This window comes from Pseudomonas sp. FW305-3-2-15-E-TSA4 (assembly GCF_058787295.1).
Genome location: NZ_JBYSZP010000004.1, coordinates 120,011 through 147,004 on the forward strand (window position 1 = coordinate 120,011; position 26,994 = coordinate 147,004).

28 protein-coding genes and 1 tRNA gene are annotated in these 26,994 nt (G+C 59.3%); 8 read left to right on the forward strand and 21 right to left on the reverse strand.

The window, feature by feature from the left end; genetic code table 11:
* The first annotated feature begins 160 nt into the window (after window positions 1-160).
* The 7 genes from gcsR (at window position 161) to AC3WMV_RS06795 (ending at window position 9,394) form a co-directional block, all read left to right on the forward strand.
* Window positions 161-1,669, forward strand: coding sequence for a transcriptional regulator GcsR (gcsR, locus tag AC3WMV_RS06765; RefSeq protein ID WP_027612544.1), 1,509 nt, complete (start codon window positions 161-163; stop codon window positions 1,667-1,669).
* Window positions 1,670-2,108: 439 nt separating this feature from the next.
* On the forward strand, window positions 2,109-2,492 hold the full coding sequence (gene gcvH, locus AC3WMV_RS06770; protein WP_103367427.1) for a glycine cleavage system protein GcvH: 384 nt from the start codon (window positions 2,109-2,111) through the stop codon (window positions 2,490-2,492).
* A gap of 11 nt (window positions 2,493-2,503) precedes the next feature.
* A complete protein-coding gene (gene gcvP, locus AC3WMV_RS06775; protein ID WP_103367426.1) occupies window positions 2,504-5,356 on the forward strand; it encodes an aminomethyl-transferring glycine dehydrogenase in 2,853 nt (950 codons plus the stop codon).
* Window positions 5,357-5,556: 200 nt separating this feature from the next.
* Window positions 5,557-6,933 (forward strand): L-serine ammonia-lyase, encoded by a 1,377-nt coding sequence (locus tag AC3WMV_RS06780; protein ID WP_103367425.1) that lies wholly within the window; start codon window positions 5,557-5,559, stop codon window positions 6,931-6,933.
* A 134-nt stretch (window positions 6,934-7,067) separates the two neighbouring features.
* A complete protein-coding gene (gene gcvT, locus AC3WMV_RS06785; protein WP_096795084.1) occupies window positions 7,068-8,192 on the forward strand; it encodes a glycine cleavage system aminomethyltransferase GcvT in 1,125 nt (374 codons plus the stop codon).
* A gap of 403 nt (window positions 8,193-8,595) precedes the next feature.
* Complete coding sequence (locus AC3WMV_RS06790) at window positions 8,596-8,808, forward strand: cold-shock protein (protein ID WP_007934683.1); 213 nt, start codon at window positions 8,596-8,598, stop codon at window positions 8,806-8,808.
* 97 nt (window positions 8,809-8,905) lie between these two features.
* Window positions 8,906-9,394 carry an RDD family protein gene (locus AC3WMV_RS06795; protein WP_097085944.1) on the forward strand — a complete coding sequence of 163 codons (489 nt, stop codon included), beginning with the start codon at window positions 8,906-8,908 and terminating at the stop codon, window positions 9,392-9,394.
* Between the two features lie 136 nt (window positions 9,395-9,530).
* Here the strand turns inward: AC3WMV_RS06795 and nadA are convergent, their stop codons facing one another.
* The 19 genes from nadA to AC3WMV_RS06890 form a co-directional block, all read right to left on the reverse strand.
* Window positions 9,531-10,589 carry a quinolinate synthase NadA gene (gene nadA, locus AC3WMV_RS06800; RefSeq protein WP_003227499.1) on the reverse strand — a complete coding sequence of 353 codons (1,059 nt, stop codon included), beginning with the start codon at window positions 10,587-10,589 and terminating at the stop codon, window positions 9,531-9,533.
* Window positions 10,590-10,860: 271 nt separating this feature from the next.
* Window positions 10,861-10,936 (reverse strand) — tRNA-Lys (locus AC3WMV_RS06805).
* 62 nt (window positions 10,937-10,998) lie between these two features.
* Window positions 10,999-11,691: a 7-cyano-7-deazaguanine synthase QueC gene (gene queC, locus AC3WMV_RS06810; RefSeq protein WP_103367424.1), complete on the reverse strand. Its 693-nt coding sequence runs from the start codon at window positions 11,689-11,691 to the stop codon at window positions 10,999-11,001.
* Window position 11,692: 1 nt separating this feature from the next.
* Entirely contained in the window at window positions 11,693-12,340 is a 648-nt protein-coding gene (gene queE, locus AC3WMV_RS06815) for a 7-carboxy-7-deazaguanine synthase QueE (protein ID WP_027612537.1), read from the reverse strand.
* Between the two features lie 166 nt (window positions 12,341-12,506).
* Window positions 12,507-13,343, reverse strand: coding sequence for a tol-pal system protein YbgF (ybgF, locus tag AC3WMV_RS06820; RefSeq protein ID WP_047296035.1), 837 nt, complete (start codon window positions 13,341-13,343; stop codon window positions 12,507-12,509).
* Window positions 13,344-13,349: 6 nt separating this feature from the next.
* Window positions 13,350-13,847 carry a peptidoglycan-associated lipoprotein Pal gene (gene pal / locus AC3WMV_RS06825; RefSeq protein WP_003178634.1) on the reverse strand — a complete coding sequence of 166 codons (498 nt, stop codon included), beginning with the start codon at window positions 13,845-13,847 and terminating at the stop codon, window positions 13,350-13,352.
* Between the two features lie 52 nt (window positions 13,848-13,899).
* Window positions 13,900-15,180, reverse strand: coding sequence for a Tol-Pal system beta propeller repeat protein TolB (gene tolB, locus AC3WMV_RS06830; RefSeq protein ID WP_164747834.1), 1,281 nt, complete (start codon window positions 15,178-15,180; stop codon window positions 13,900-13,902).
* A gap of 17 nt (window positions 15,181-15,197) precedes the next feature.
* Window positions 15,198-16,274: a cell envelope integrity protein TolA gene (gene tolA / locus AC3WMV_RS06835; RefSeq protein WP_041068568.1), complete on the reverse strand. Its 1,077-nt coding sequence runs from the start codon at window positions 16,272-16,274 to the stop codon at window positions 15,198-15,200.
* Window positions 16,274-16,726 carry a protein TolR gene (gene tolR, locus AC3WMV_RS06840; protein ID WP_161794900.1) on the reverse strand — a complete coding sequence of 151 codons (453 nt, stop codon included), beginning with the start codon at window positions 16,724-16,726 and terminating at the stop codon, window positions 16,274-16,276. Before tolR ends, tolA begins: the two co-directional genes overlap by 1 nt.
* 23 nt (window positions 16,727-16,749) lie before the next feature.
* A complete protein-coding gene (gene tolQ / locus AC3WMV_RS06845; protein ID WP_007912733.1) occupies window positions 16,750-17,445 on the reverse strand; it encodes a protein TolQ in 696 nt (231 codons plus the stop codon).
* Window positions 17,435-17,902, reverse strand: a complete 468-nt coding sequence (gene ybgC / locus AC3WMV_RS06850) for a tol-pal system-associated acyl-CoA thioesterase (protein WP_027612533.1) — start codon at window positions 17,900-17,902, stop codon at window positions 17,435-17,437. The genes tolQ and ybgC overlap by 11 nt, the downstream gene beginning before the upstream one ends.
* 127 nt (window positions 17,903-18,029) lie before the next feature.
* Complete coding sequence (ruvB, locus tag AC3WMV_RS06855; protein ID WP_007962024.1) at window positions 18,030-19,091, reverse strand: Holliday junction branch migration DNA helicase RuvB; 1,062 nt, start codon at window positions 19,089-19,091, stop codon at window positions 18,030-18,032.
* Window positions 19,092-19,700 carry a Holliday junction branch migration protein RuvA gene (ruvA, locus tag AC3WMV_RS06860; protein ID WP_003227522.1) on the reverse strand — a complete coding sequence of 203 codons (609 nt, stop codon included), beginning with the start codon at window positions 19,698-19,700 and terminating at the stop codon, window positions 19,092-19,094.
* Window positions 19,701-19,814: 114 nt separating this feature from the next.
* A complete protein-coding gene (ruvC, locus tag AC3WMV_RS06865) occupies window positions 19,815-20,342 on the reverse strand; it encodes a crossover junction endodeoxyribonuclease RuvC (RefSeq protein WP_007962095.1) in 528 nt (175 codons plus the stop codon).
* A 158-nt stretch (window positions 20,343-20,500) separates the two neighbouring features.
* Window positions 20,501-21,247, reverse strand: a complete 747-nt coding sequence (locus AC3WMV_RS06870) for a YebC/PmpR family DNA-binding transcriptional regulator (RefSeq protein ID WP_003227527.1) — start codon at window positions 21,245-21,247, stop codon at window positions 20,501-20,503.
* A gap of 127 nt (window positions 21,248-21,374) precedes the next feature.
* On the reverse strand, window positions 21,375-23,150 hold the full coding sequence (gene aspS / locus AC3WMV_RS06875; RefSeq protein ID WP_003227530.1) for an aspartate--tRNA ligase: 1,776 nt from the start codon (window positions 23,148-23,150) through the stop codon (window positions 21,375-21,377).
* A 100-nt stretch (window positions 23,151-23,250) separates the two neighbouring features.
* Window positions 23,251-23,472 carry an FmdB family zinc ribbon protein gene (locus tag AC3WMV_RS06880; RefSeq protein ID WP_003227532.1) on the reverse strand — a complete coding sequence of 74 codons (222 nt, stop codon included), beginning with the start codon at window positions 23,470-23,472 and terminating at the stop codon, window positions 23,251-23,253.
* A 133-nt stretch (window positions 23,473-23,605) separates the two neighbouring features.
* Window positions 23,606-23,941: a ribbon-helix-helix domain-containing protein gene (locus tag AC3WMV_RS06885; RefSeq protein WP_027612532.1), complete on the reverse strand. Its 336-nt coding sequence runs from the start codon at window positions 23,939-23,941 to the stop codon at window positions 23,606-23,608.
* A 186-nt stretch (window positions 23,942-24,127) separates the two neighbouring features.
* Window positions 24,128-24,598, reverse strand: coding sequence for a Dps family protein (locus tag AC3WMV_RS06890; protein WP_007912745.1), 471 nt, complete (start codon window positions 24,596-24,598; stop codon window positions 24,128-24,130).
* Between the two features lie 310 nt (window positions 24,599-24,908).
* Between AC3WMV_RS06890 and AC3WMV_RS06895 the strand changes: the two genes are divergently transcribed.
* Window positions 24,909-25,511, forward strand: coding sequence for a cold-shock protein (locus AC3WMV_RS06895; protein ID WP_027612531.1), 603 nt, complete (start codon window positions 24,909-24,911; stop codon window positions 25,509-25,511).
* A 73-nt stretch (window positions 25,512-25,584) separates the two neighbouring features.
* Here AC3WMV_RS06895 and AC3WMV_RS06900 read toward each other — a convergent pair whose 3' ends face one another.
* Together AC3WMV_RS06900 and AC3WMV_RS06905 are read right to left on the reverse strand one after the other, a co-directional pair.
* A complete protein-coding gene (locus AC3WMV_RS06900; RefSeq protein WP_007962092.1) occupies window positions 25,585-25,791 on the reverse strand; it encodes a SlyX family protein in 207 nt (68 codons plus the stop codon).
* Between the two features lie 3 nt (window positions 25,792-25,794).
* Window positions 25,795-26,220 (reverse strand): HIT family protein, encoded by a 426-nt coding sequence (locus tag AC3WMV_RS06905; RefSeq protein ID WP_027612530.1) that lies wholly within the window; start codon window positions 26,218-26,220, stop codon window positions 25,795-25,797.
* Window positions 26,221-26,994: the final 774 nt, after the last annotated feature.

The following is a 26,994-nucleotide window of genomic DNA, read 5'->3' on the forward strand; positions in this document are numbered from 1 at the left end:
TGTATCAGTCAACATCGTTGTTTCTGACACACCGCTATCGCGAGCAGGCTCACTCCTACAAGGGTCCGTGTTGGCCTGAAATCCTGTGTCCGGTTTCACCATTAGCCCGCCCCAAGGCATACTTGCCCCCCTCCGCATTCCAGAACACTGAACCGCCCCCATGCGTATCCACGTCAGCTTCATCGACCGCGTCGGCATCACCCAGGAAGTCCTGGCTATCCTCGGTGGGCGCAATCTCAATCTGGATGCGGTGGAGATGATTCCGCCCAACGTCTACATCGATGCACCGACCTTGAGCCCGCAAGTGCTCGAAGAGCTCAAAGATGCGTTGTTTCGGGTGCGCGGTGTGGAGGCCGTGGTGGTGGTCGACATCCTCCCTGGTCAGCGCCGGCACCTGCAGCTCGATGCGTTGCTCGCGGCGATGACCGATCCGGTACTCGCCCTCGATAGCGCCGGCAAGGTGCTGCTGGCCAACCCGGCACTGATCGCCCTGTACGGCCGCGAACCGGCGGGGGAAAGTGTCTCGGAACTGTTCAACGATCCCGGCCTGCTGGAAACCCTGCTCGAACAAGGCTTCCGCCTGCCGCTGCGCGAGATCACCGTCAATGGCCAGACCCTGCTGCTGGACGCCACGCCGATCACCGACGCCGGTGCGCTGCTGACCCTGTATCAGCCAAACCGTATCGGCGAACAGCTCTCGGCGTTGCACCATGACCATGCCGAAGGTTTCGATGCACTGCTCGGCGAATCCCCGGCGATCCGCACGCTGAAGGCCCGCGCGCAACGAGTCGCAGCCCTCGACGCACCGCTGCTGATTCAAGGCGAAACCGGCACCGGTAAAGAACTGGTGGCCCGCGCTTGCCACGCGATCAGTGCGCGGCACAGTGCGCCGTTTCTCGCCTTGAACTGCGCGGCCCTGCCGGAGAACCTCGCCGAGAGCGAACTGTTCGGCTACGCCCCCGGCGCCTTTACCGGCGCGCAACGTGGCGGCAAACCGGGGCTGATGGAACTGGCCAACCAGGGCACGGTGTTTCTCGACGAGATCGGCGAGATGTCGCCGTACTTGCAAGCCAAACTGCTGCGCTTTTTGAACGACGGTAGCTTCCGTCGAGTGGGCGGCGATCGTGAAGTGAAGGTCAACGTGCGGATCCTCAGCGCGACCCACCGCGACCTGGAAAAAATGGTCAGCGAAGGCCTGTTCCGCGAAGACCTGTTCTACCGCCTCAACGTACTCAACGTTGAAGTGCCGCCGCTGCGTGAGCGTGGCCAGGACATTCTGCTGCTGGCGCGCTACTTCATGCAGCAGGCTTGTGCGCAGATTCAGCGTCCAGTCTGTCGCCTTGCGCCCGGTACCTATCCGGCGCTGCTTGGTAATCGTTGGCCGGGTAACGTGCGCCAGTTGCAGAACGTGATCTTCCGCGCCGCGGCGATCTGCGAGAGCAGCCTGGTCGACATCGGCGACCTCGACATCGCCGGCACCTCGGTGGCGCGGCAGACCGACAGCGACGTCGACAGCCTCGAACAAGCCGTCGAATCCTTCGAAAAATCGCTGCTGGAAAAACTCTACGTCAGCTACCCCTCGACCCGCCAACTGGCCAGCCGCCTGCAGACCTCGCACACGGCGATTGCCCATCGACTGCGCAAGTACGGCATTCCCAACAAACCGTAAGCCGCACGCGGTCAAAAATGTGGGAGCGGGCTTGCTCGCCAATGCGGTGGGCCATTCAACAGTGATGTCGACTGACCTGACGCTTTCGCGAGCAAGCCCGCTCCCACAGGGGGTTCATGTGACGGATTCGAAATCCGTTCAAAACCGACCTCCATCTGTACTGAAAGCGCTACAGCGGAACGATATCGATACACCCACCTCCAATCACCGCTGTGCAAGGCTTTGATCCGCTTCAGCTTTTCTCCCCGCCCCAAGCTGTAGCGATTTCGCTACAGAAGCCCCACACCCATCACAACCAGAAACACATAACCATTTGATTTATATATATAAATACAATCTGGCCGCGTTCTTGCTAAGTAACCGCTCATAAAATCAGGGCTTTCATGCCCAAGCCTTCCACCGCGTCCACCAGACGAGTCTGGCCCCCTTAGGAGTTTCCATGAGCGAGTTGCGTTTTACTGAAGATCACGAATGGCTGCGCACCGAAGCTGACGGCAGCGTTACTGTCGGCATCACCGCTTTCGCGCAGAACGCTTTGGGCGACGTGGTGTTCGTGCAACTGCCTGAGCTGCAGGCTTACGAAAAAGGCGCTGAAGCCGCCACCGTGGAATCGGTGAAAGCCGCCAGCGGCGTGTACATGCCGCTCGACGGTGACGTTGTGGAAGTGAACCCGGCACTGGACGGCAGCCCGGAACTGGTCAACGAAGATCCGCTGGGCGAAGGCTGGTTCTTCCGCTTCCAGCCAAGTGACGCCGCCGCTGTCGGCAAACTGCTCGATCAAGACGCCTACGACCGCCTGATCAAAGCCCAAGCCGAAGCCTGAGGAGTAACGACATGACCCAAGTAAACCTCGGCACTGCCAACGAATTCATCGCCCGTCACATCGGCCCGCGCGCCGGTGACGAGCAAGCCATGCTCAACAGCCTCGGCTTCGACTCGCTCGAAGCGCTGAGCGCCAGCGTCATCCCGGAAAGCATCAAGGGCACCAGCGTGCTCGGCCTGGACGACGGCCTGAGCGAAGCCGATGCACTGACGATGATCAAATCCATCGCCGGCAAAAACCAACTGTTCAAGACCTACATCGGCCAGGGCTACTACAACTGCCACACGCCGTCGCCGATCCTGCGCAACCTGTTGGAAAACCCGGCCTGGTACACCGCTTACACCCCGTACCAGCCGGAAATTTCCCAGGGCCGTCTCGAAGCGCTGCTGAACTTCCAGACCCTGATCAGCGACCTCACCGGCCTGCCGATCGCCAACGCCTCGCTGCTCGACGAAGCCACCGCCGCTGCCGAAGCCATGACCTTCTGCAAACGCCTGAGCAAAAACAAGGGCAGCCACCAGTTCTTCGCCTCGATCCACAGCCACCCGCAAACCCTCGACGTGCTGCGCACCCGTGCCGAGCCGCTGGGCATCGACGTGGTGGTTGGCGATGAGCGTGAACTGAGCGACGTCACGCCGTTTTTCGGCGCGCTGCTGCAATACCCGGCGAGCAACGGTGACCTGTTCGACTACCGCGAACTAACCGAGCGTTTCCACGCCGCCAACGCGCTGGTGGCCGTGGCTGCCGACCTGCTGGCCCTGACTTTGCTGACCGCCCCGGGCGAGTTCGGCGCCGACGTCGCCATCGGTTCCGCACAACGCTTCGGCGTGCCGCTGGGCTTCGGTGGCCCGCACGCGGCTTACTTCTCGACTAAAGATGCGTTCAAGCGCGACATGCCCGGCCGTCTGGTCGGTGTCTCGGTTGACCGTTTCGGCAAGCCGGCGCTGCGTCTGGCGATGCAGACCCGCGAGCAACACATCCGCCGCGAGAAGGCCACCTCGAACATCTGCACCGCGCAGGTGCTGCTGGCCAACATCGCCAGCATGTACGCCGTGTACCACGGCCCGAAAGGCCTGACCCGGATCGCCAACCGCGTGCATCACCTGACCGCGATTCTGGCCAAGGGCCTGAGCGCACTGGGCGCTAAAGTCGAGCAGACCAGCTTCTTCGACACCCTGACCCTCGCCACCGGCGCACACACCGCCGCGCTGCACGACAAGGCGCATGCCGCGCAGATCAACCTGCGAGTCATCGATGCCGAGCGTCTGGGCCTGTCGGTGGACGAAACCACCACTCAGGCTGACATCGAAACCCTATGGGGGCTGTTCGCCGACGGCAAGACCCTGCCGGACTTCACTGCACTGGCTACTTCGGTGAAAAGCACCATCCCGGCGGCGCTAGTACGTCAGTCGCCGATCCTCAGCCACCCGGTGTTCAACCGTTATCACTCGGAAACCGAGCTGATGCGCTACCTGCGCAAACTGGCGGACAAGGACCTGGCACTGGATCGCACCATGATCCCGTTGGGCTCGTGCACCATGAAACTCAACGCCGCCAGCGAAATGATCCCGGTGACCTGGGCCGAATTCGGCGCCCTGCACCCGTTCGCCCCGGCCGCACAAAGCGCCGGTTATCAGCAACTGACCGATGAACTGGAAGCGATGCTCTGCGCCGCCACCGGTTACGACGCGATCTCGCTGCAACCGAACGCCGGTTCGCAGGGTGAATACGCAGGTCTCTTGGCGATTCGCGCTTACCACCAGAGCCGTGGCGACGAGCGCCGCGACATCTGCCTGATCCCGTCGTCGGCCCACGGCACCAACCCGGCCACCGCCAACATGGCCGGCATGCGCGTGGTGGTGACCGCGTGCGATGCGCGCGGCAACGTCGATATCGAAGACCTGCGCGCCAAAGCCATCGAGCACCGCGAACACCTCGCGGCGCTGATGATCACCTACCCGTCGACCCACGGCGTGTTCGAAGAAGGCATCCGCGAAATCTGCGGAATCATTCATGACAACGGCGGCCAGGTGTACATCGACGGCGCCAACATGAACGCGATGGTCGGCCTCTGCGCACCGGGCAAGTTCGGCGGCGACGTGTCGCACCTGAACCTGCACAAAACCTTCTGCATTCCGCACGGCGGTGGCGGCCCGGGTGTCGGCCCGATCGGCGTCAAGTCGCACCTGACCCCGTTCCTGCCGGGTCACGGCCAGATGGCACGCAAGGAAGGCGCGGTCTGCGCAGCACCGTTCGGCAGCGCAAGCATTCTGCCGATCACCTGGATGTACATTCGCATGATGGGCGGCGCCGGTCTCAAGCGTGCTTCGCAACTGGCGATCCTCAATGCCAACTACATTTCCCGTCGCCTCGAAGAGCACTATCCAGTGCTGTACACCGGCAGCAACGGGCTGGTGGCGCACGAATGCATCCTCGATCTGCGTCCACTGAAAGACAGCAGCGGCATCAGCGTCGATGACGTCGCCAAGCGTCTGATCGACTTCGGCTTCCACGCCCCGACCATGTCGTTCCCGGTCGCCGGCACGCTGATGATCGAGCCGACCGAAAGTGAATCCAAGGAAGAACTGGACCGCTTCTGCGACGCCATGATCCGCATCCGCGAAGAAATCCGCGCGGTGGAAAACGGCACGCTGGACAAGGAAGACAACCCGCTGAAAAACGCCCCGCACACTGCAGCGGAACTGGTCGGCGAGTGGACCCACCCGTACAGCCGCGAGCAGGCGGTGTATCCGGTGGCGTCGTTGATCGAAGGTAAATACTGGCCGCCGGTCGGTCGCGTCGACAACGTGTTCGGCGACCGCAACCTGGTCTGCGCCTGCCCGTCGATCGAAAGCTACGCTTAAACGGATGCGGGATCAGTTATCGCTGATCCCGCAAACACCGCAGATCCCTGTAGGAGTGAGCCTGCTCGCGATAGCGGTGTATCAGTCGACATTACTGTTATCTGACACACCGCTATCGCGAGCAGGCTCACTCCTACAAGGGAATGCGGTCAGCCGCAAAAATCCGCCAATTCCTATAACAAGAAACCGGAGAACCACTCATGTCGTTAAGCGTGTTCGACCTGTTCAAGATTGGCATCGGCCCTTCCAGCTCCCACACCGTCGGCCCGATGCGTGCCGCTGCGCGCTTCGCCGAAGGCCTGCGCCGCGATGACCTGTTGTTGGCCACCAGCACCGTCAAAGTCGAGCTGTACGGCTCGCTCGGCGCCACCGGCAAGGGGCACGGCAGCGACAAAGCCGTGCTGCTCGGCCTTGAAGGTGAACACCCGGACACCGTCGATACCGAAACCGTCGCCGCGCGCCTGCAGGAAATTCGCGGCAATGGCCGGCTGAACCTGCTCGGCGAACACAGCATCGCGTTCAACGAGAAAGAACACCTGGCGATGATCCGCAAACCGTTGGCCTATCACCCCAACGGCATGATCTTTCGCGCCTTCGATGCTGCCGGTATTCAGATTCGCAGCCGCGAGTACTACTCGGTCGGTGGCGGCTTTGTAGTCGATGAAGATGCGGCCGGTGCCGACCGCATCGTCGAAGACGCGACACCGCTGACCTTCCCGTTCAAAAGTGCCAAGGACTTGCTCGGCCATTGCGCCACCTACGGTCTGTCGATCAGCCAGGTGATGCTGACCAATGAAAGCGCCTGGCGCCCTGAAGCGGAAACCCGCGCCGGTCTGCTGAAAATCTGGCAAGTGATGCAGGACTGCGTCGCCGCTGGCTGTCGCAACGAAGGCATTCTGCCGGGCGGGCTGAAGGTCAAACGCCGGGCGGCGGCGCTGCATCGGCAATTGTGCAAGAACCCGGAATCGGCGTTGCGCGATCCGCTGTCGGTGCTCGACTGGGTCAACCTTTATGCACTGGCGGTCAACGAAGAAAACGTCAACGGTGGTCGTGTAGTCACCGCGCCGACCAACGGCGCGGCGGGCATCATCCCGGCGGTGCTGCATTACTACATGCGCTTTATCCCGGGTGCGAACGATGACGGCGTGGTGCGCTTTCTGCTGACCGCCGCCGCCATCGGCATTCTGTACAAGGAAAACGCCTCGATCTCCGGCGCCGAAGTCGGCTGTCAGGGCGAGGTCGGCGTGGCTTGCTCGATGGCCGCCGGCGCGTTGTGTGAAGTGCTCGGCGGCAGCGTGCAGCAAGTCGAGAACGCGGCGGAAATCGGCATGGAACACAACCTCGGCCTGACCTGCGACCCGATTGGCGGGCTGGTGCAGGTCCCGTGTATCGAGCGCAACGCCATGGGTTCGGTGAAAGCGATCAACGCGGTGCGCATGGCCATGCGCGGCGACGGGCAACACTTCGTCTCCCTCGACAAAGTCATCCGCACCATGCGCCAGACCGGCGCCGACATGAAAAGCAAATACAAAGAGACCGCCCGCGGCGGTCTGGCAGTCAACATCATCGAATGCTGATTTATGTCCTCGCCCTTTGGGAGAGGACCGCACTTAGCCCCCTCTCCCTCTGGGAGAGGGCTGGGTGAGGGGCTTTTGATCTTGATCTAAATCTAGCCCCATGCCCCCAAACTCAAACTTTCAAGGAGCCACGCATGTCCACCGAACAACTGTCGAAAACCCCGCTGCACGCTCTGCATATCGAACTCGGCGCCCGCATGGTGCCGTTCGCCGGCTACGACATGCCGGTGCAATACCCGCTGGGCGTGATGAAAGAACACCAGCACACCCGTGAGCAGGCCGGGCTGTTCGATGTCTCGCACATGGGCCAGATCCGCCTGACCGGCGCTAATGCCGCCAAGGCTCTGGAAACCCTGGTGCCGGTGGATATCATCGACCTGCCGGTGGGCATGCAGCGCTACGCAATGTTCACCAACGACAACGGCGGCATCCTCGACGACCTGATGGTCGCCAATCTCGGTAACGACGAGCTGTTCCTGGTGGTCAACGCCGCGTGCAAGGATCAGGATCTGGCGCATCTGCAAAAACACATTGGCGATCAGTGCACCATTACGGAGCTGTTCGAAGCGCGCGCGCTGCTGGCGTTGCAAGGCCCGGCTGCGGTCACCGTGCTGGCGCGTCTTGCGCCAGAGGTGGCGAAGATGACGTTCATGCAGTTCAATCGCGTGCAACTGCTGGGCGTGGATTGCTTCGTCAGCCGTTCGGGCTACACCGGTGAAGACGGTTTCGAAATCTCGGTGCCCGCCGCCGATGCAGAAAAACTCGCCCGCGCCCTGCTGGCCGAACCGGAAGTTCAGGCCATCGGCCTCGGCGCCCGCGACTCGCTGCGCCTGGAAGCCGGCCTGTGCCTGTACGGGCACGACATGAACACCGAGACCACGCCGATCGAAGCCAGCCTGTTGTGGGCAATCTCCAAGCCACGTCGTGCCGACGGCGCACGGGCCGGTGGTTTCCCGGGGGCAGAGACAGTTTTTGCTCAGCAGCAGAATGGCGTCGCGCGCAAACGCGTCGGTCTGCTGCCACAGGAACGTACGCCGGTGCGTGAAGGCGCAGAAATCGTCAACGACGCGGGCGAAATCATCGGCAGCGTGTGCAGCGGCGGCTTCGGTCCGACCTTGGGTGGCCCGTTGGCGATGGGTTACCTCGACAGCGCTTATGTCACCCTGGATACGCCAGTCTGGGCCATCGTTCGTGGGAAAAAGGTGCAAATGCTTGTAAGCAAAATGCCATTTGTTCCACAACGCTACTATCGTGGTTGATTGACTGTTTCTATAAGTAACGCGATTGCGTTATGCGTGCACTAATATGTAACGCAATCGCCACAAAAAAGTGCATTTTCTAACATTTGATTCGATTATGAACTTTACTTATAACGTTCGAAAACTTTTGAACAAGCTAATCGTCCAAGCCGCACTAGCAGACTGACTAACTGCCAGCCGGGACAGTAAAACCGGGGCCTTCGCGGGGCTTGTTTTTTCTCCCGTAGTTGGCGTAGAGTTTGTCCACTGTGTTTGCATGGGTCAGCTTGGAATCGTGACCTGGGCAGTAGCCTACAAGTTAGCTACATCCCGCTCGACGTCTTCTTACTCTCCTGCAACCAGCCCCAGTACTCTTTCATGAGAAAGAGGCTGTCATCAATTTATGCGTCAAAGGAAATAAGAAATGTCCCAACGTCAGAGCGGTACCGTCAAGTGGTTTAACGACGAGAAAGGTTTTGGTTTTATCACTCCAGAAAGCGGTCCGGATCTGTTCGTGCATTTCCGCGCTATTCAGGGCAACGGCTTCAAGAGCCTGAAAGAAGGCCAGAAAGTGACCTTCGTTGCTGTGCAAGGCCAGAAAGGCATGCAGGCTGATGAAGTACAAGCAGAAGGTTAATCTTCTGTAACGAAAAAGCCCCTGATATTGATATCAGGGGCTTTTTTGTGCGCGCGAATCCGTAAAATGGCGCTTCATTTTGCGTCCAGAGGCTGCCATGTCGAAGAACCTGCTCACTCCCCAGGGCGACTTTCCTGCTGTTGGCCTCGGCCGGCGCCTGGCCGCGATGTTCTATGACTTCCTGTTGTGCACTGCCCTGCTGATCGTCACCGGATTCGTCTACAAGTTGATCCAGGCAGCGATCATCGGTGAAGAACGCCTGCGTGTGCTGACCGACGCCGGAAAAATGGATGGCGATCCGCTGTATTCCACAGTGTTGCTGTTGGTGCTGTTTGCGTTCTTCGCCAAGTTCTGGACCCACGGCGGGCAGACACTGGGCATGCAGGTATGGGGCATCCGCGTACAGAACGCCGATGGCAGCGCGATCAGCCTGTGGCAGGCGCTGCTGCGCTTCATGGTATCGATCGCTTCGTGGCTGTGCGCAGGGCTAGGGTTTCTCTGGTCGCTGTACGACAAGCAAAAGCGCACCTGGCACGACATCTACTCCGATACCCGCGTGGTGCGGATTCCGAAGAAGACCAAATAGTTTCCAGACACCGAATACCACTGTGGGAGCGAGCCTGCTCGCGAAAGCGTAGTATCAGCCGACATTTATGTTTGCTGATTCACCGCCTTCGCGAGCAGGCTCGCTCCCACAGGTTTTGCGCTGTTTCTGAAGGACCTCAGGCGTTACCCGCCAGCTTCATCCGCGCCGCCTGGGTGAAATCCAGCATGCGCTTCAACGGACGGATCGCCTGCGGAATCAGCGCCGGATCGACAAAGATCTCGTTCGTCCCTTCCTTCAGGCTCTTGAGCGTGCGCTCAAGGGTGTTCATGGCCATCCACGGGCAATGTGCGCAACTGCGGCACGCCGCGCCGTTACCGGCGGTTGGCGCCTCGATGAAGACCTTATCCGGGCACAGCTGCTGCATCTTGTAGAAGATGCCACGGTCGGTGGCGACGATCAGGGTCTTGTTCGGCAGGCTTTGCGCGGCTGCGATCAACTGACTGGTGGAACCTACTGCGTCCGCCAGTTCGATCACCGAGGTCGGCGACTCCGGATGCACCAGAATCGCGGCGTCCGGGTACAGCGCCTTCATGTCTTCGAGCTGCTTGGACTTGAACTCTTCGTGGACGATGCAGGCACCGTCCCACAGCAGCATATCGGCGCCGGTCTTGCGCTGGATGTAGGTGCCCAGGTGCTTGTCCGGGCCCCAGATGATGGTCTCGCCGTTGTCCATCAGGCTTTCGACGATCTCCAGTGCGCAGCTCGACGTTACCACCCAGTCAGCCCGGGCTTTGACCGCGGCCGAGGTGTTGGCGTACACCACCACCGTGCGCTCCGGGTGCTGATCGCAGAACGCCGAGAACTCGTCCACCGGGCAACCGAGGTCCAGCGAGCAGGTCGCGTCCAGGGTCGGCATCAGCACGCGTTTTTCCGGGTTGAGGATCTTCGCGGTCTCGCCCATGAACTTTACGCCGGCGACCACCACGGTCTTGGCCGGGTGAGCGTTGCCGAAGCGCGCCATTTCGAGGGAGTCGGACACACAGCCGCCGGTTTCTTCGGCCAGGGCCTGAATCACCGGATCGCAATAGAAGTGGGCCACCAGCACCGCGTCCTGAGCCTTGAGCTCGGCGGCGATGGCGGAACGGTAGTAGGCCTCTTCCTCGGCAGTCAGCGGTTTGGGCTGTTTGGCATCGAGGTGGGCTTGAACCAGAAGGCGTTCGGAAATCTGCGTCATGTTCGCAAGACCTGCAGGCGCTTTCGCGCGAAAGTCGAGTATACACCCGGCTCCGGACCACTTGAGGGTACCGCCGGGAGAGTGAGTATTATCAGGCACGGACAGCGTTGAAGCTGCGCAAGGCTACAGAATATCCCGTTGATACAAAAGATGATTCTGACCTGTGTCAGCGCAGGCAACGATCAAGGGAGAGGTGCCTGAATCGCAGGCAAAAAAAAACCCGGAAATCCTCACTTTCGTGGGCCTTCCGGATTTTCTAAACCGCCAAATATGGTGGGTCGTGTGGGATTCGAACCTACGACCAATTGGTTAAAAGCCAACTGCTCTACCAACTGAGCTAACGACCCGCTGTGTGGTGGCGCGTATAATACTGATTTTTAAGGACTATTCAACACCTTTTTGAAAAAAATCAAAAATAAGGTGTTGGATCGCTTACACCGGCCGCTGCGAAGCCTTCTGCACGCAGGCGGCAGCTGTCGCATTTGCCGCACGCGCGGCCTTCATCGTCCGCCTGATAGCAGGAAACTGTCAGGCCGTAATCCACGCCCAGCTTCACGCCCGCCTGGACGATCTGCGCCTTGCTCAGGTTCTGCAGCGGTGCCTGGATGCGGAAACCGTCGCCTTCCACACCCGCCTTGGTCGCCAGGTTGGCCATGCGCTCGAACGACTCGATGAACTCCGGACGGCAATCCGGGTAACCGGAATAGTCCACCGCGTTGACACCGATAAAGATGTCACGCGCGCCAAGCACTTCAGCCCAGCCCAGTGCCAGCGACAGGAACACGGTGTTGCGCGCCGGCACGTAGGTCACCGGGATGCCCTCGCCCAGCTCTTCCGGGATGTCGATGCTGGTGTCGGTCAGCGCCGAGCCGCCCATGCCGTTCAGGTTCAGGCCGATCACTTTGTGCTCGACCACACCCAGATCGCGAGCGACGCGCGCGGCGGCATGCAGCTCTGCATGGGAGCGCTGGCCGTAATCGAAACTCATGGTGTAGCAGGCGAAACCTTCGGCTCGGGCCATCGCCACGACCGTGGCCGAATCCAGACCGCCCGACAGTAAAATCACTGCACGCTGTTCGGTGGTGTTCAGTTGTTCAGTCATCTCAGCGCCCCGGCTCGTCATTCCAAAGATACTTGTGCAGCTGTAATTGCAGACGCACCGGCAGGTTGTCTGCCACCACCCAGTCCGCCAGATCCCTGGCATTGAGGTCATGATGACTTGGGGAAAACAGCACTTCACCCGCACGTTGATCGAGACCGTACTGGATCAGTTTGGAAACCGCCCAGTCATAGTCGTCCCGCGAGCAGATGACAAACTTCACCTGATCGTTGGGCGTCAACAGTTCGATGTTTTCGTAGCGGTTGCGGTGCGCCTCCTTGGAGTCCGGCGTCTTCAAGTCGACTACGCGACTGACGCGCGAATCTACCGCCGAGATATCGAGTGCACCACTGGTTTCCAGTGACACTTCGTAACCGGCATCACACAATTGCTTGAGCAACGGGATGGCATTGGGCTGCGCCAGCGGTTCACCGCCGGTCACACAGACGTAGCGCGGGCGAAACCCGGCCACTTGTTCGAGGATATCGTCGAGGGTGCGGATCGTACCGCCGCTGAACGCATAGGCGCTGTCGCAGTATTGGCAACGCAATGGACAACCGGTCAGGCGCACAAAAACCGTGGGCAGCCCGGCAGTCCGCGTTTCCCCCTGCAACGAGTAGAAAACTTCGGTAATTCTCAATGTGTCTTGCATAGTCGCCACGGGCGTAACAGCTAAACAGGCTGTCCGCCTCCGTCAGGCACTTCAGGCAACCCCGCCAACGCGTAGATCACCAGAAGCGTGTTTCAGAAAAAGGGCGTGAATTCTAACGAAAAAACCCGCGACAAGCGCGGGTTTCTTCCAAACGGGTCAAACACACTTACATGCGTTGCAGGTCGCGTTGGGCCAACTGAGCAGCGGAGGTTCCCGGGTATTGGGAAACCACCTGTTGCAGAATGCCTTTGACCTTGTCGGTGTGACCGAGGCGGCGCTCTACATCAGCCAGCTTGTACAGCGAATCCGGCACTTTGGCGTGCTTGGGATAGAGCTGCGACACCTTGGCGAAAGCCTGACCTGCACCTTGCAGATCGCCCTTGGCCAGGTTCACTTCGCCCAACCAGTACTGGGCATTGCCCGCGTATTGGCTGTTCGGGTATTTGCGCAGGAATGCCGAGAAAGCCTGGCTGGCCTTGTCGAAATCCTTGGCTTTGATCAGGTCGAAAGCGGCATCGTAATACAGCTTTTCCTTGGCCGGATCACCCGGTTCGCTACTTGCAGCAGGTGCCTGGGCGGCAGCAGCCCCGGCGCCAGCGGCAGCACCGGCAGCAGCACTTGCATCGCCACCGGCAGAAGAATTCTCAGGAGTCGCGGCAGGTGCAACACCGGATCCTATGCGCCGATCAAGATCCTGGTATCGCTCCAGGGATTCCTGTTTCATGCGCGCAACCTGATTCTGCAGTTCTTCGATCACACCTTGCTGGCGCGATATCTGATCCTGCATCTGTTGCAGTTGGTTGAACAGCATGCCCTGTGCCGAGGCAGGGGCCGAAGCCGCTCCCCCGGCATAGGCGCCGTTCGTACCGTAACCCGCAGGCGGATAACTGCTCCCGCTATTGTTATAACCGGAGTTGTCATCGACCACAGGAACCGCAGCCCACGCCGCAAGCGGCGCGAGGCTGAGAGCCAGAACAGTTACAGCACGACGGCACGTTCGCATATCGAATTACTTACGCAGTTCGACGCGACGGTTTTGAGCCCAGGACTGCTCGTCGTTGCCGGTAGCAACTGGACGCTCTTCGCCGTAGGAAACCAGTTCCAGCTGAGCTGGGGAAACACCTTGCAGTACCAGGTAGCGCTGAACGGCTTTCGCACGACGCTCGCCCAGTGCCATGTTGTACTCACGAGTACCACGTTCGTCGGTGTTGCCTTCCAGAACAACGCGAGCGCCGTTTGCTTTCAGGTCTTTGGCGTGAACGTCCAGAGCGCGCATGGCTTCTGGCTTCAGGTCCGAGCTGTCGTATTCGAAGTAGAAGGTGGTGATTGCGCGCAGAGCAGCTTCTTCGCTCAGGGAACCGTCAACGGCACCAGTGTTTGCGCCGTAACCAGCGTTTGGATCAACAGCGCCTTCACCGGCGTTGTCGCCGCCTTTGGACGAGCAACCTACAGCTACAGCCATGGCCAGAGCCAGCGCAGCAAATTTACCAAACTTCAGCATTTCCATCGTGAAACTCCTAATGAACCCCAGTGTGTTAAGTAAAACGTAAAGCGCCGCGTCAGTTCAGGTAAGGGGACCAGGACGGTTCTCTGACTTCGCCTTGTGCGGTAGGAAGCGGGAGCCTCACGCGTCCATTAATGGACACGAGCATCAAGACTCCCCGGCCCTGCTGGCGGGTGGCGTAGATTACCATGGTGCCGTTGGGCGCAACAGTAGGTGACTCGTCCAGAGTGCTATCAGTGAGGATCTTTACACTACCTCGCTGCAAATCCTGGGCCGCCACCTTGAAATTGGTGAAACCATCCTGGCGATGAATCATCACCAGCGTCTTTTCATCAGCCGAAAGCTTCGGGTTGGCGTTGTAGTTGCCAATGAAGGTCACACGCTCGGCACCACCGCCGCTGGCGCTGGTTTTGTAGATCTGCGGCTTGCCGCCACGGTCCGAGGTGAAGTAGATGGTCGAACCATCCTTGCCCCAGTACGGTTCGGTGTTGATGCCAGGACCTGCCGTCACACGAGTGATCTGACGCGAACCCAGGTTCATCACATAGATGTCCGGGTTGCCGTCTTTCGACAGTACGAAAGCCAGGCGATTGCCATCCGGCGACCAGGCTGGAGCGCCGTTCAGGCCTTCGAAGTTGGTGATCTGCTCACGGCGACCGGTGTCGATGTTCTGCATGAAGATCCGTGGGCGCTTCTGCTCGAACGACACGTAGGCGATGCGCTTGCCATCCGGGGCGAAACGCGGCGACAGGATCGGCTCGCGCGATTGCAGCAGAGTCACGGCACGGGCACCGTCGTAGTCCGAACGCTGCAGGGTGTAGCGAGTGTTCTTCTCGGAGAAACGCTCGGCTGTCACGTACAGCAGACGGGTCGAAAACGCACCTTTGATGCCGGTGAGTTTTTCGAACGACTGGTCAGAGATGAAGTGCGCCATGTCACGCAGTTGCTCGGTGGTACCGGAAACACTGCCGTCAGCCACTTTCTGCTCGGTGGCCACGTTGAACAGTGCCCATTGCACCTGCAGACGACCGCCCGCAGGAGCAATGCTGCCGACCATCATGTATTGAGCACCCACCGCCTTCCAGTCTCGGAAGATGATTTCGCTCGGCTGGCTTGGCTGGCTGATCATGTTTTGCTTTGGAATCGGCGAGTAGTAGCCCGAGTTCCGCAAATCGTTACCAATGATTTCAGCCATATCGTCCGGCAGCACCGCACCGCCCTGCATACCGAACGGTACGACGGCGATCGGGGTGGCCCGATCGCTGCCGCTGGTGACCAGAATGTTCTTTTCATCAGCCATCGCGATCCCTGCCATGCAGCAGATCACGACCAGCATTCCTCGAAGAAGGTTTCTCACAAGGCTAGATCCTCAGGTGTGAATGTCATCTTGAATGAACGATACGGAGCGAAATCGCTCGGCTTCATTCCCTGCATTTCTGTCAAACGTCCAATATTCTTCACTGCCGCGACTGCCGACGCATCGAACGGACCATCGCCACTGGACTTGGCCACGCTGACCGAAGTCACCGTACCGTCCGGCAACATGCCGATTTGCAGCACGACCGTCATGCCTTTGCGTGCCGAAGGAGGACGCGCCCAACCTTCCGCTGCCCGCGCACGAATCAGGTCATCGAAACTGCCCGCGACTTCGTCACCCTGCTCATCGGCCAAGGCCTGCTGACGCTGTGGCGTGTCGGAAAGCAAATCTGCCAGGGCCTGAGCCTTTTTCTCTTCAGCGGATTTACGTGCCGCTTCCTGCGATTTCTTCTTCGCAGCATCGGCAGCAGCTTTCTTCTTCGCTTCGTCGGCGACTTTCTTCTTCGCCTCTTCAGCTTCAGCTTTTTTCTTGGCGTCTTCGGCGGCTTTCTTCTTCGCGTCTTCGACGATCTTCTTCTTGGCTTCTTCAGCGGCCGCTTTCTTGGCCTCTTCTTCAGCCGCCTTCTTGGCTTCTTCTTCGGCTTTCTTCTTGGCTATATCAGCCAATTGTTTCTCTTCTGCCTTCTTGGCCTCGGCTTTCTTCGCATCGTCGGCTTTCTTGGCTTCATCAGCCTTTTTCGCCTCGTCCGCTTTCTTCGCCTCGTCGGCCTTCTTGGCTTCCTCGGCCTTTTGAGCCGCTTCTTCTTTCTTTTGTTCCGCAGCCTTCACCGCTTCCTGCTCGACCTTTTTCTGTTCCATCTGCTCGACTTCGGTCTGGCGCGCGGCGGATTTCTTCGCCTCACCCGCAATCTTCTGATTGGTCTGGGTGGTTGCCTGACTTTTCGATTTCAGCTGGTACAGGGTCGCCTGGACAATCGGCTTGGCCGGCGGCAACTCGGGTGTGAAGGCGAAACTGACGAACAGCATGCCGAACACCAGCACGTGCAGGACAATCGCCAGAACACTAGGCCAGAAGTAGCTTTCCGAGGCGGACGGCTCTCGCTGTTGCTGCATCAGGGGGCCTCGGTAATCAAACCAACATTACCGACCCCGGCTTTCTGCAACCCGCCCATGGCACCCATCACGGCGCCGTAGTCGACCGACTTGTCGCCTCGGATAAAGACCTGGGTACGCTTGCCGCCTTCGGTGCCGGCGCGAATGATCTTGGTCACCGCGTCAGTCATCTGCGGCAGGGTCATTGCCCTGTCCTGCTGCTTTTCGGTATCGACTTCGCTGCCAAGGTTCCAGTAGTAGGTCTTGTCAGCCTTGATCGAAATGGTCAGCACCTGAGTGTTGTTGTCCTGCGGCAAGGCTTCGCTGGAAACCTTGGGCAGATCCACTTTCACGCCCTGATTGAGCATCGGCGCGGTCACCATGAAGATAACCAGCAGCACCAGCATCACGTCGATGTATGGCACCACGTTCATCTCGGCGACCGGCTTGCGCTTGTTTCGGGCTCGAGCGATTAAAGCCATCGGGAAATACCTGCTTATTCTTCGCTGGTGTGCACTTTGCGGTGCAGGATCGCCTGGAACTCATCGGCGAAGGTGTAGTAGCGGCTCAGCAAGGTTTCGCTGCGGGCAGAGAAACGGTTGTAAGCGATAACGGCCGGGATCGCGGCGAACAGGCCGATCGCGGTGGCGATCAGGGCTTCGGCGATGCCCGGGGCCACGGTGGCCAGGGTCGCCTGCTGGGCGCTGGCCAGACCGCGGAAGGAGTTCATGATGCCCCACACGGTGCCGAACAGACCGATGTACGGGCTGACCGAACCAACGGTGGCGAGGAACGGCAGGCTCTGCTCCAGCTTCTCTTCCTCACGGGAGATGGCAACGCGCATGGCACGGGCCACACCTTCCATCACCGCTTCCGGGTCAACACCTGGCTGCTGACGCAGACGGGAGAATTCCTTGAAACCGGCACGGAAGATCTGCTCTACGCCCGAATCCGGATCAGGGTTGCTGCCGGCCTGACGGTACAGCTTGGACAGATCGATACCCGACCAGAAGCGCTCTTCGAAGCTCTCCAGGGCGCGTCGACCGGCACGCAGCAGATTGCTGCGCTGAAAGATCATGATCCATGAGGTCACCGATGCGGCCACCAGGGTCAACATTACCAACTGCACCACGATGCTGGCATTGCTGACCAGGCTCCACATGGAGGAATGGTCGACGACGTTAGCTTCCACGCTTTATCTCCTGCTTTGAGTGTGTACCCGTGCCGCCCGCGTCGGCAAAGGCCGCACGCAAGGATTCGGGCATGGCCCGGGGTTTCAAACTGTCGGTGCGCACGCAGGCCACCAGAAACTGCCCTTCACAGAGCAGCACATTATCCGTGGCCCGCCTGACCTGCTGTTTGAAGCGCAGGCTGGCACGGTTCAATTCGATTACATCAGCGCTTACCAGCAGTTCGTCGTCCAGTCGCGCCGGCGCGTGGTAACGCGCTTCGCTGGAATGCACGACAAACAACAGGTCCTCCCCGGCCAGTTCCGACTGGGCAAAGCCCAGCGTCCGGAGCCGCTCGGTTCGAGCCCGTTCCATAAACTTGAGGTAATTAACGTAATACACGATGCCGCCCGCATCGGTGTCCTCGTAATAAACGCGACAACGATGTGCGAACGGCTCAAGCCCGTTTTGCGCGCGCATACTCTAGTGCTTACTCCTCGGGTTGCCAATCCGGCCAGGCAACTGTTTTTTCAGTGTTTAAGGCTTTACCGCAAAAGTACCGTCCTGTGACAGTACAAACGCTGAATAAATCGCCAAAAAATGTGTATCAATCGTCCACGGCATCGAGAAACTCGTCTGCCACAGGCATTTCACCCATTCGTGACGGAATGTTTAAACCGAAATGCAGGTAGGCATGCCGTGTCACCACCCTGCCCCGTGGCGTACGCATGATGTAACCCTGTTGAATCAGGTACGGCTCCAGCACATCTTCGATGGTATGGCGCTCTTCACTGATCGCCGCCGCCAGACTGTCGATGCCCACCGGACCGCCATCGAACTTCTCGATCATGGTCAGCAGCAGGCGCCGGTCCTGATGGTCGAAACCGTGTTCATCGACGTCCAGCAGGTTCAACGCCAGATCGGCCACCGACTTGGTGATATGGCCCTTGGCGCGCACTTCGGCAAAATCGCGCACCCGACGCAGTAGACGATTGGCGATTCGCGGCGTACCACGGGCACGACGAGCGATTTCGAAAGAACCCTCCGGATCCAGTGGCAGACCGAGAATCGCCGCCGACCGACTGACAATCGTCGCCAGATCCGCTGTGCTGTAGAACTCAAGACGCTGGACGATACCGAAGCGGTCACGCAACGGGTTGGTCAGCATGCCGGCACGGGTCGTGGCGCCAACGAGAGTGAACGGTGGCAGATCAAGCTTGATCGAGCGCGCCGCCGGCCCTTCGCCGATCATAATGTCGAGCTGGAAATCTTCCATCGCCGGGTACAGCACTTCTTCAACGATGGGCGACAGACGATGGATTTCGTCGATGAACAACACGTCGTGCGGTTCCAGATTGGTCAGCAGTGCCGCCAGATCTCCCGGACGCTCAAGCACCGGACCGGACGTGCTCTTGATCGACACGCCCATTTCCTGGGCAATGATGTTGGCCAGCGTGGTTTTACCCAGACCCGGCGGGCCGAAGATCAACGTGTGATCCAGCGATTCACTGCGACCACGCGCCGCCTGGATGAACAGTTCCATCTGCTCGCGCACGGTCGGCTGGCCAATATAGTCGGCCAGACTGACCGGGCGAATGGCCCGATCCTGGACTTCTTCGCGCTCGCGCGGGCTGTGCGCGGCGGCGATCAGACGATCAGCTTCAATCACTTAAATCATTCCCTTCAGGGCGCGGCGGATCAGGTCTTCACTGCTCAAATTCTTGTCCTTGATGGCGGTAATCGCCTTGCTCGCTTCCTGCGGCTTGTAGCCCAGGGAAATCAGCGCGCTGACCGCATCGTTTTCAGCGGTGTTGACCGGCGCCGGGCCGTCCGGCTGATTCGGCACCAGGGCGAACATGGCCGGCGAGGTTTCCCAGGCCTTGAAGCGATCCTTCAGTTCAACCAGCAGGCGCTCAGCGGTTTTCTTGCCGACCCCCGGGACCTTGGTCAGCGCCGAGGTGTCCTGGGATTGCACGCAGCGAATCAGTTCATCGACTTCCAGGCTCGACATCAAGGCCAGGGCCAGTTTCGGCCCGACACCATTGAGACGGATCAACTCGCGAAAAAAGTCTCGCTCACGCTTGCCGGCGAAACCATAGAGTAACTGCGCGTCTTCGCGTACGACCAAATGGGTGTGCAGCGTCAGCGGTTCACCGACCGACGGCAAGCGATAAAGGGTGGTCATGGGCACTTCCAGCTCATACCCGAGGCCGTTTACATCCAGAATCAGGTGCGGCGGCTGTTTCTCAGCCAGGGTGCCGCGCAAGCGTCCAATCACGTTTCAGATCCTTGAGCGTTGGCCAGCCGTGGGCTGGCGACAGATGGAAGGCGGGAATCGGGCCGACGACCCAGGCGCGAAATCCGCATTCCGCAAAAATGATTGCTGATGCTATCAGAGACGCAGGCGCCCGCCACGACTGCGTGCGGTACCCAGGCCATGCGGCAGCAGGCTGGAACGGGTGTGCGCGTGACAAATCGCGATGGCCAGGGCATCCGAGGCATCGATCTGCGGTTTGCTGGTCAGCTTGAGCATGTGCATGACCATCATCTGCACCTGTTCTTTATTGGCGGCGCCGGTGCCGACCACAGCTTGCTTGACCTGGGTGGCGGTGTACTCGGCAATCTCCAGGCACTCTTCAGCGCCAGCCACAATCGCCGCGCCACGAGCCTGCCCAAGTTTGAGCGCCGAGTCGGCGTTTTTCGCCATGAACACTTTTTCGATGCCCATGGTCACCGGGCCATAGGTCTGAATGATTTCACGCACGCCGCGATAAACGATCTGCAGCCGCTCATGCAGCTCACCGGCGCCGGTACGGATGCAGCCCGAGGCCACATAGATGCAGCCGCCGCGGCCGGTATCGCGAACAATCCCGTAACCGGTGATGCGCGAGCCGGGGTCGATACCCAGAATTAAAGTCATAACGCCTGCGGAGTCGGTAAAAACAAGAAATTCAAAACAGCGAATAACCAATGTGGGAGCGGGCTTGCTCGCGAAGGCGGTGTGTCATTCAGCATTGATGCTTGCTGATACGCCGCCTTCGCGAGCAAGCCCGCTCCCACATTGAAGCCTAGTCGCTCTTAACCGAGCTGAGCGGCCACATCTTCGGGAATGTCTGCGTTGGAGTAGACGTTCTGCACGTCATCCAGATCCTCGAGCATGTCGATCAGCTTGAGCACCTTCTCCGCGCCTTCCAGATCCAGTTCGGCGCTGGTGGTCGGCTGCATGACGATTTCTGCGTCGTCACCCTTGAACCCGGCCGCTTCCAACGCGTTACGCACCGCGTAGAAGCTGGTGAACGAGGTGAACACGTCGATCGAGCCGTCTTCATGGCTGACCACGTCGTCGGCATCGGCTTCCAGCGCCGCTTCGGTCAGCGCGTCTTCATCGACGCCCGGGGCGAAGCTGATCTGCCCTTTGCGTTCGAACAGGTACGCAACCGAACCGTCGGTACCAAGGTTGCCGCCACATTTGCTGAACGCATGGCGCACGGCAGCTGCGGTACGGTTGCGGTTGTCGGTCATGCACTCGACCATGACCGCCACGCCGCCTGGGCCGTAACCTTCATAGGTCAGCTCTTCAACGTTGTCCGCTTCGGTCGCACCGGCGCCACGCGCAACGGCGCGGTCGATGATGTCTCGGCTCATGTTCGCACCGAGGGCCTTGTCCAGGGCCAGGCGCAGACGCGGATTGGAACCCGGATCGCCGCCGCCCTGACGGGCCGCAACGGTCAGCTCACGGATCCACTTGGTGAAGATCTTGCCTCTCTTGGCATCCTGACGTTCTTTGCGGTGCTTGATGTTCGCCCACTTGGAATGACCTGCCATAACTCGCTCCGAATTCTCTTGAAACGTTGCCCGCCCTGCTCACGCAGTGGCCAGCAAACAAAAAATCTCGACCTGCTCTCTATAGAAAGAAAAAAGGCGCATCCGAAGATGCGCCTTCAGGCCCGTCTTACTCAGCCTTTGGCGTTTCGCGCAAACGAATGTGCAGCTCGCGCAGCGCCTTGGCATCCACCACACCCGGCGCTTGCGTCATGACGTCCGCAGCACTCTGGGTTTTCGGGAAGGCAATCACTTCACGGATCGACTGGGCGCCGGTCATCAGCATCACCAGACGGTCCAGACCGAAGGCCAGACCACCGTGCGGCGGTGCACCGTACTTCAGCGCGTCGAGCAGGAAGCCGAACTTCTCTTCCTGTTCCGCTTCATTGATACCCAGCAGGCGGAACACCGCTTGTTGCATTTCCTTGCGATGGATACGAATCGAACCGCCACCCAGCTCGGTGCCGTTGAGCACCATGTCGTAGGCGCGGGACAGAGCGCCGGCCGGATTGGCTTCCAGCTCTTCTGGGGAGCACTTCGGTGCGGTGAACGGGTGGTGCAGCGCAGAGAAGCTGCCGTCGTCGTTCTCTTCGAACATCGGGAAGTCGACGACCCACATTGGCGCCCACTTGCAGGTCAGCAGATCGAGGTCGTGGCCGAGCTTGATACGCAGCGCACCCAGGGCTTCGCTGACGATCTTGGCCTTGTCGGCGCCGAAGAACACGATGTCGCCGTCAACCGCGCCGACGCGATCGAGGATCACGTTGAGGTTGGCTTCAGGGATGTTCTTCACGATCGGCGACTGCAGACCTTCAACACCGGCAGCGCGCTCGTTGACCTTGATGTACGCCAGGCCCTTGGCACCGTAGATGCCGACGAACTTGGTGTAGTCGTCGATCTGCTTGCGCGGCATGCTCGCCCCGCCTGGAACGCGCAGCGCGGCGATACGGCATTTCGGATCGTTGGCCGGGCCGCTGAACACCTTGAATTCGACTTCTTTGAGTTGGTCGGCAACGTCAACCAGCTCCAGCGGGTTACGCAGGTCCGGCTTGTCGGAACCGTAACGACGCATGGCTTCTTCAAAGGTCATGTGCGGGAATTCGCCGAATTCCAGATCCAGCACTTCCTTGAACAGGTTGCGGATCATACCTTCGGTCAGGCCCATGATGTCTTTTTCGTCGAGGAAGCTGGTCTCGATGTCGATCTGAGTGAACTCAGGCTGACGGTCGGCACGCAGGTCTTCGTCGCGGAAGCATTTGGCGATCTGGTAGTAACGGTCGAAACCGGCAACCATCAGCAGTTGCTTGAACAGCTGAGGCGATTGCGGCAGCGCGAAGAACGAACCGGCGTGAGTACGGCTCGGCACCAGGTAGTCGCGGGCGCCTTCCGGGGTAGCACGGGTCAGAATCGGCGTTTCCACGTCGAGGAAGCCGTTCTCGTCGAGGAAGCGACGGATGCTGGTGGTCATGCGCGAACGCAGACGCAGCTTCTCGGCCATTTCCGGACGACGCAGGTCCAGGAAGCGGTAGCGCAGGCGGGTTTCTTCGCCGACGTCGGAGTATTCGTTGAGCGGGAACGGCGGGGTTTCCGACTCGTTCAGCACTTCCAGCTCGTAGCCCAACACTTCGATCATGCCCGACGCCATGTTGGCGTTGGTCGCACCGGCCGGACGCAGACGCACCTTACCGGTGATTTTCACGACGTATTCGCTGCGCACGCGATCGGCGGCGGCGAAGCTCTCGGCGCGATCCGGATCGAACACCACCTGAGCCAGACCATCACGATCACGGATATCGAGGAAAATCACCCCGCCGTGGTCGCGACGACGGTGAACCCATCCGCAAAGGGTAATTTCCTGGCCTTCCAGGCTTTCGTTCAGTTGGCCGCAATAATGGCTGCGCATCATGGTAGTGGTTTCGCTTCTCGTAATTCGAAATTCGGTGGAGATCCCGTCGCACTCAAGCACTGCGAAATCTCACGCGTGTCGTTCGACCTGGGCCTGAACCCTAGTCAGATTTGTCGCCACCGGCCAGATTCTTCTTGGCTCCGGTCTTGAAATCGGTTTCGTACCAACCGCTGCCGCTGAGGCGAAAACCCGGCATGGACAGCTGTTTCTTGAGCTCTGGCGCCTGACAGGCAGGGCAGTCGACCAGCGGTGCCTCGCTGATCTTTTGAATGGCTTCCAACTGATGACCACAGGAAGCACATTGATAATCGTACATCGGCATGGGGGTGTCTCGGCGATCAGATTGCCACCGCGCGCAGGGCTTTGCGGCGAAAGAGCGGGATTATATCCATTAAATGCGGGCTGTGCAGCCGTAAGACTGCACAGCCCGCCACGTCATTTCAAGTATTGCCCGTTCAGGGCATGACGGCCGCCGGGGTATCCCGCAGGCCATTCATCACACACACCACCCGTACCAGACCGCTGAAGTTTTTCACCCCGCCGTGGCGCAGGTGCACTTCGCGGTCCACATGGGACAGCAGCGTACTGACCGAGCAGCCATTGTGCCCAGCCATGTCACCGAGAATGTTCCAGTAAACCTGCTCGAGCCTCAAGCAAGTGGCAAAGCCGTTCAAACGCACTGATCTGGCCAGCGGCCGGATCAGCTCGAAATCGAAATCGCTGACAAACGGATCGACCTTCATTTCCCGTTGCGAACCGACATGCTCGCATCGCCTGTCTCCACCTACCATATCGCTGACACTCCTTTGTCATCGCTGCTTTTATAAAGACAACATCCTGTGCCTTCATAAAAACGCAGACGCAAAGTCAGCGCCAGATGACTAGTTGCCCAGCAGCGTAGGATAAGCCGACATGTTCAGTAAGATTTGAAACAGTATGCGGACATCCACACCTGCGGACGTCCGCGCACCGAACTATCAGGCCTCGAGCAACGCGCGCAACATCCACGCGGTCTTCTCATGCACCTGCATGCGCTGGGTCAGCAAGTCGGCCGTCGGCTCGTCACTGACCTTGTCCAACAGCGGGAAGATGCCGCGAGCAGTGCGGGTGACCGCTTCCTGGCCGTCGACCAACTGCTTGATCATGTCCTCGGCACTTGGCACCCCGACTTCTTCTTTAATAGAGGAAAGACGCGCGTAAGTCGCGTAGGCACCCGGCGCAGGAAAACCCAGAGCGCGGATACGCTCGGCGATCAGATCCACCGCCAGCGCCAGCTCGTTGTATTGCTCTTCGAACATCAGATGCAGGGTCCGGAACATGGGACCGGTGACGTTCCAGTGGAAGTTATGGGTTTTCAGATACAGCACGTAGGTGTCCGACAGCAGCCGCGACAGCCCCTCGACGATGGACTTGCGATCTTCTTCACTGATACCGATATCGATTGCCATGTTTACCCCCTAAGGCGATTGAATTCATCCAACAGGTGCAGACCCACTCTAGCAAGGCAGCCGCCACCTCGCAGCCGACAATCTTCACTCGCCATGCGACAAATCGACCGGGCACGTGCCGCTGGCCGGGGTAATTTGAGTAGCTGCAGGCTTTGCTGTTAAATAGGCAGTGTGTCGCTACGCCCCATTTTTCGGGGGTGTCGCGCATAGGCTGATGCCGGGCACGTGTCCAACGCCTCTTTATTGTTCCGAAGCGAACCGTGCGCCTTCAGCTCTTCCTTGTGAGCCGTCATAACGTGAGCCAATCAAAATGTTGAAAATCGTCCACCTGCTAATGGGCGCAGCGGCCTTGCTGCTGTCGTTCATACCTAGCTTGAAATCCGAAGCCGTTCCTTACCTGCAACAACCCGATGCACTTTACCTGGCCTTTTTCGGCCTGCTGAATCTGGTCATCGCTCCAGTGATTCCTTACTGGAACAAAGGCCCGCGCCAGCATCTGCAAAATCTGGTCAGCGCTCTTCTCGTGCTGACTGTCGTCCTGCAAACCCTGACCCTGATCGCACCGATGCCAGTCATCGCCGGTCAACCGGCGGTGTTGTTCAGCCTGGTGATCGCTCTGGTTGCCGTGGTCCTGCATCTGGCCATCAGCTTCTACAAGTCTTCACCGGCCGCTGCACCGACTACCTATGACATGAGCAACCGCGATACCGGTACCGTCAAGTGGTTCAACACCTCCAAAGGCTTCGGCTTTATCTCCCGGGATTCCGGCGATGATATTTTCGTGCACTTTCGTGCAATCCGTGGCGAAGGCCACCGCGTACTGGTCGAAGGCCAGCGCGTGGAGTTCTCGGTGATGAATCGGGACAAAGGCCTGCAAGCCGAGGACGTGATCGCCGCCCTGCCGCGTCGCTGATCCAAGGCAATAAAAAACCGCGAACAGCCAGGCTGCTCGCGGTTTTTTTTACGCCTGCATAAAGGTGTTGGCATCAGTAATGCGGTGGTGGCGCCTCTTCCTCGAAAGAATCGAACTGCCCGACCATCTCCTCCTGACGCTTGAGCAACGCCGCCATTTGCAACTGCAGGCGCTCGATCACCCGCTGCTGCGCCACCAGTTCGTCGTTCAACGCCTGAATGGTGTCATCCTGAAAAGCCAGACGGCTTTCCAGATCGGTGACGCGTTCTTCAAGGTTCATGGTTCAACCCTCCAGAAACGTGAAGTGTTCGGTCAGCACCAGACGCAGCCGCTCACGAATGCTCGCGACCTGCTCGGCGCTGTAGGGTTTGGCCGGGTGTTTGCCCCAGACCGGCGCCGGCCATGCCGCATCGTCACGCTTGCGCACGATCACATGCATATGCAACTGGCTGACAACGTTGCCCAGCGTCGCGACGTTCAGCTTGTCGGCATCGAACAAGTCCTTGAGCAACTCGGCCAGCGCCGTGGTTTCCTGCCACAACTGCTGCTGGTCGGCGACATCCAACTGAAACAACTCGCTGATATCGTCGCGACGAGGCACCAGGATGAACCACGGGTAATTGGCATCGTTGGACAGCAGCAGCCGGCAGAGCGGGAAATCGCCGATGGTCAGGGTGTCCTGTTGAAGTCGTGAATCTAAAGCAAACACTGCGTGCACTCCCGGCTGATCTACACAATTCAGCTTAGCGGCCATCCAGACAGACATGACGCCAAGCGACAGGCAGGCAGCATACCTGCGAATGCGCCGGGCTTCACGATGAGCGTGCCAGGACAGACATTGCTCAACGCTCCTGCATGCGACATTTTCGGGCGGCACGCACCATGACGGAACCGACTGCGCGGTGCAGCACAATGAAATGACCAGAAAAGCCCAAAGCGTTCATCCCCTGCTCCCGCTCAAACTGTATGAATCCGGAACAACTGGAAAAATTTTTGCACCAAAACCGCACAGCGCGTCTACGCTCAGTGCGTCGGGCATCCGCCGAATACTCACCGGCGGGGTGAACCGGTAACGTTTTTCGTTGTCGCGCGCACGAACCTGCTCGACAACACCAAGCGAGGGATGGCGTCAAGCCCTGATAAAGAAGGGCTTGAGGCCCAGTATTTATGAGGTTTTTACAGCGAGTGACGAGTGTTCAGAAAAATAACCGCATAGAGAAAGCAGTTTGTGCACGCTTGTTGCATTCGTACCCATATGGACTATAAGCGCACCACGGGAAGTGGGAGCCTTAGGCCCAACAAAAACAGTGGCAGGGTTGCCCGATGGAGATTCAAGTGTTTTGCCAGGGACTCTTTTTTAGCGATGCAAAAGGCTAGAAAAACAGCGAGAAAGTTGTCGATCCGATTGCATCGGTACTGTGAATTTGCGACATCTACAAAGCCATCTGCGACAGCGTCGTAAAGAAGGTGAAAGGTTGGATTA

Coding starts and splice junctions, on each gene's coding strand:
- gcsR (WP_027612544.1), top strand. CDS start 161: ATGCGTATCCACGTCAGCTTCATCGACCGCGTCGGCATCACCCAGGAA.
- gcvH (WP_103367427.1), top strand. CDS start 2,109: ATGAGCGAGTTGCGTTTTACTGAAGATCACGAATGGCTGCGCACCGAA.
- gcvP (WP_103367426.1), top strand. CDS start 2,504: ATGACCCAAGTAAACCTCGGCACTGCCAACGAATTCATCGCCCGTCAC.
- AC3WMV_RS06780 (WP_103367425.1), top strand. CDS start 5,557: ATGTCGTTAAGCGTGTTCGACCTGTTCAAGATTGGCATCGGCCCTTCC.
- gcvT (WP_096795084.1), top strand. CDS start 7,068: ATGTCCACCGAACAACTGTCGAAAACCCCGCTGCACGCTCTGCATATC.
- AC3WMV_RS06790 (WP_007934683.1), top strand. CDS start 8,596: ATGTCCCAACGTCAGAGCGGTACCGTCAAGTGGTTTAACGACGAGAAA.
- AC3WMV_RS06795 (WP_097085944.1), top strand. CDS start 8,906: ATGTCGAAGAACCTGCTCACTCCCCAGGGCGACTTTCCTGCTGTTGGC.
- nadA (WP_003227499.1), bottom strand. CDS start 10,589: ATGACGCAGATTTCCGAACGCCTTCTGGTTCAAGCCCACCTCGATGCC.
- queC (WP_103367424.1), bottom strand. CDS start 11,691: ATGACTGAACAACTGAACACCACCGAACAGCGTGCAGTGATTTTACTG.
- queE (WP_027612537.1), bottom strand. CDS start 12,340: ATGCAAGACACATTGAGAATTACCGAAGTTTTCTACTCGTTGCAGGGG.
- ybgF (WP_047296035.1), bottom strand. CDS start 13,343: ATGCGAACGTGCCGTCGTGCTGTAACTGTTCTGGCTCTCAGCCTCGCG.
- pal (WP_003178634.1), bottom strand. CDS start 13,847: ATGGAAATGCTGAAGTTTGGTAAATTTGCTGCGCTGGCTCTGGCCATG.
- tolB (WP_164747834.1), bottom strand. CDS start 15,180: ATGCTGGTCGTGATCTGCTGCATGGCAGGGATCGCGATGGCTGATGAA.
- tolA (WP_041068568.1), bottom strand. CDS start 16,274: ATGCAGCAACAGCGAGAGCCGTCCGCCTCGGAAAGCTACTTCTGGCCT.
- ybgC (WP_027612533.1), bottom strand. CDS start 17,902: ATGCGCGCGCAAAACGGGCTTGAGCCGTTCGCACATCGTTGTCGCGTT.
- ruvC (WP_007962095.1), bottom strand. CDS start 20,342: ATGACTTTAATTCTGGGTATCGACCCCGGCTCGCGCATCACCGGTTAC.
- AC3WMV_RS06870 (WP_003227527.1), bottom strand. CDS start 21,247: ATGGCAGGTCATTCCAAGTGGGCGAACATCAAGCACCGCAAAGAACGT.
- aspS (WP_003227530.1), bottom strand. CDS start 23,150: ATGATGCGCAGCCATTATTGCGGCCAACTGAACGAAAGCCTGGAAGGC.
- AC3WMV_RS06880 (WP_003227532.1), bottom strand. CDS start 23,472: ATGCCGATGTACGATTATCAATGTGCTTCCTGTGGTCATCAGTTGGAA.
- AC3WMV_RS06885 (WP_027612532.1), bottom strand. CDS start 23,941: ATGGTAGGTGGAGACAGGCGATGCGAGCATGTCGGTTCGCAACGGGAA.
- AC3WMV_RS06890 (WP_007912745.1), bottom strand. CDS start 24,598: ATGGCAATCGATATCGGTATCAGTGAAGAAGATCGCAAGTCCATCGTC.
- AC3WMV_RS06895 (WP_027612531.1), top strand. CDS start 24,909: ATGTTGAAAATCGTCCACCTGCTAATGGGCGCAGCGGCCTTGCTGCTG.
- AC3WMV_RS06900 (WP_007962092.1), bottom strand. CDS start 25,791: ATGAACCTTGAAGAACGCGTCACCGATCTGGAAAGCCGTCTGGCTTTT.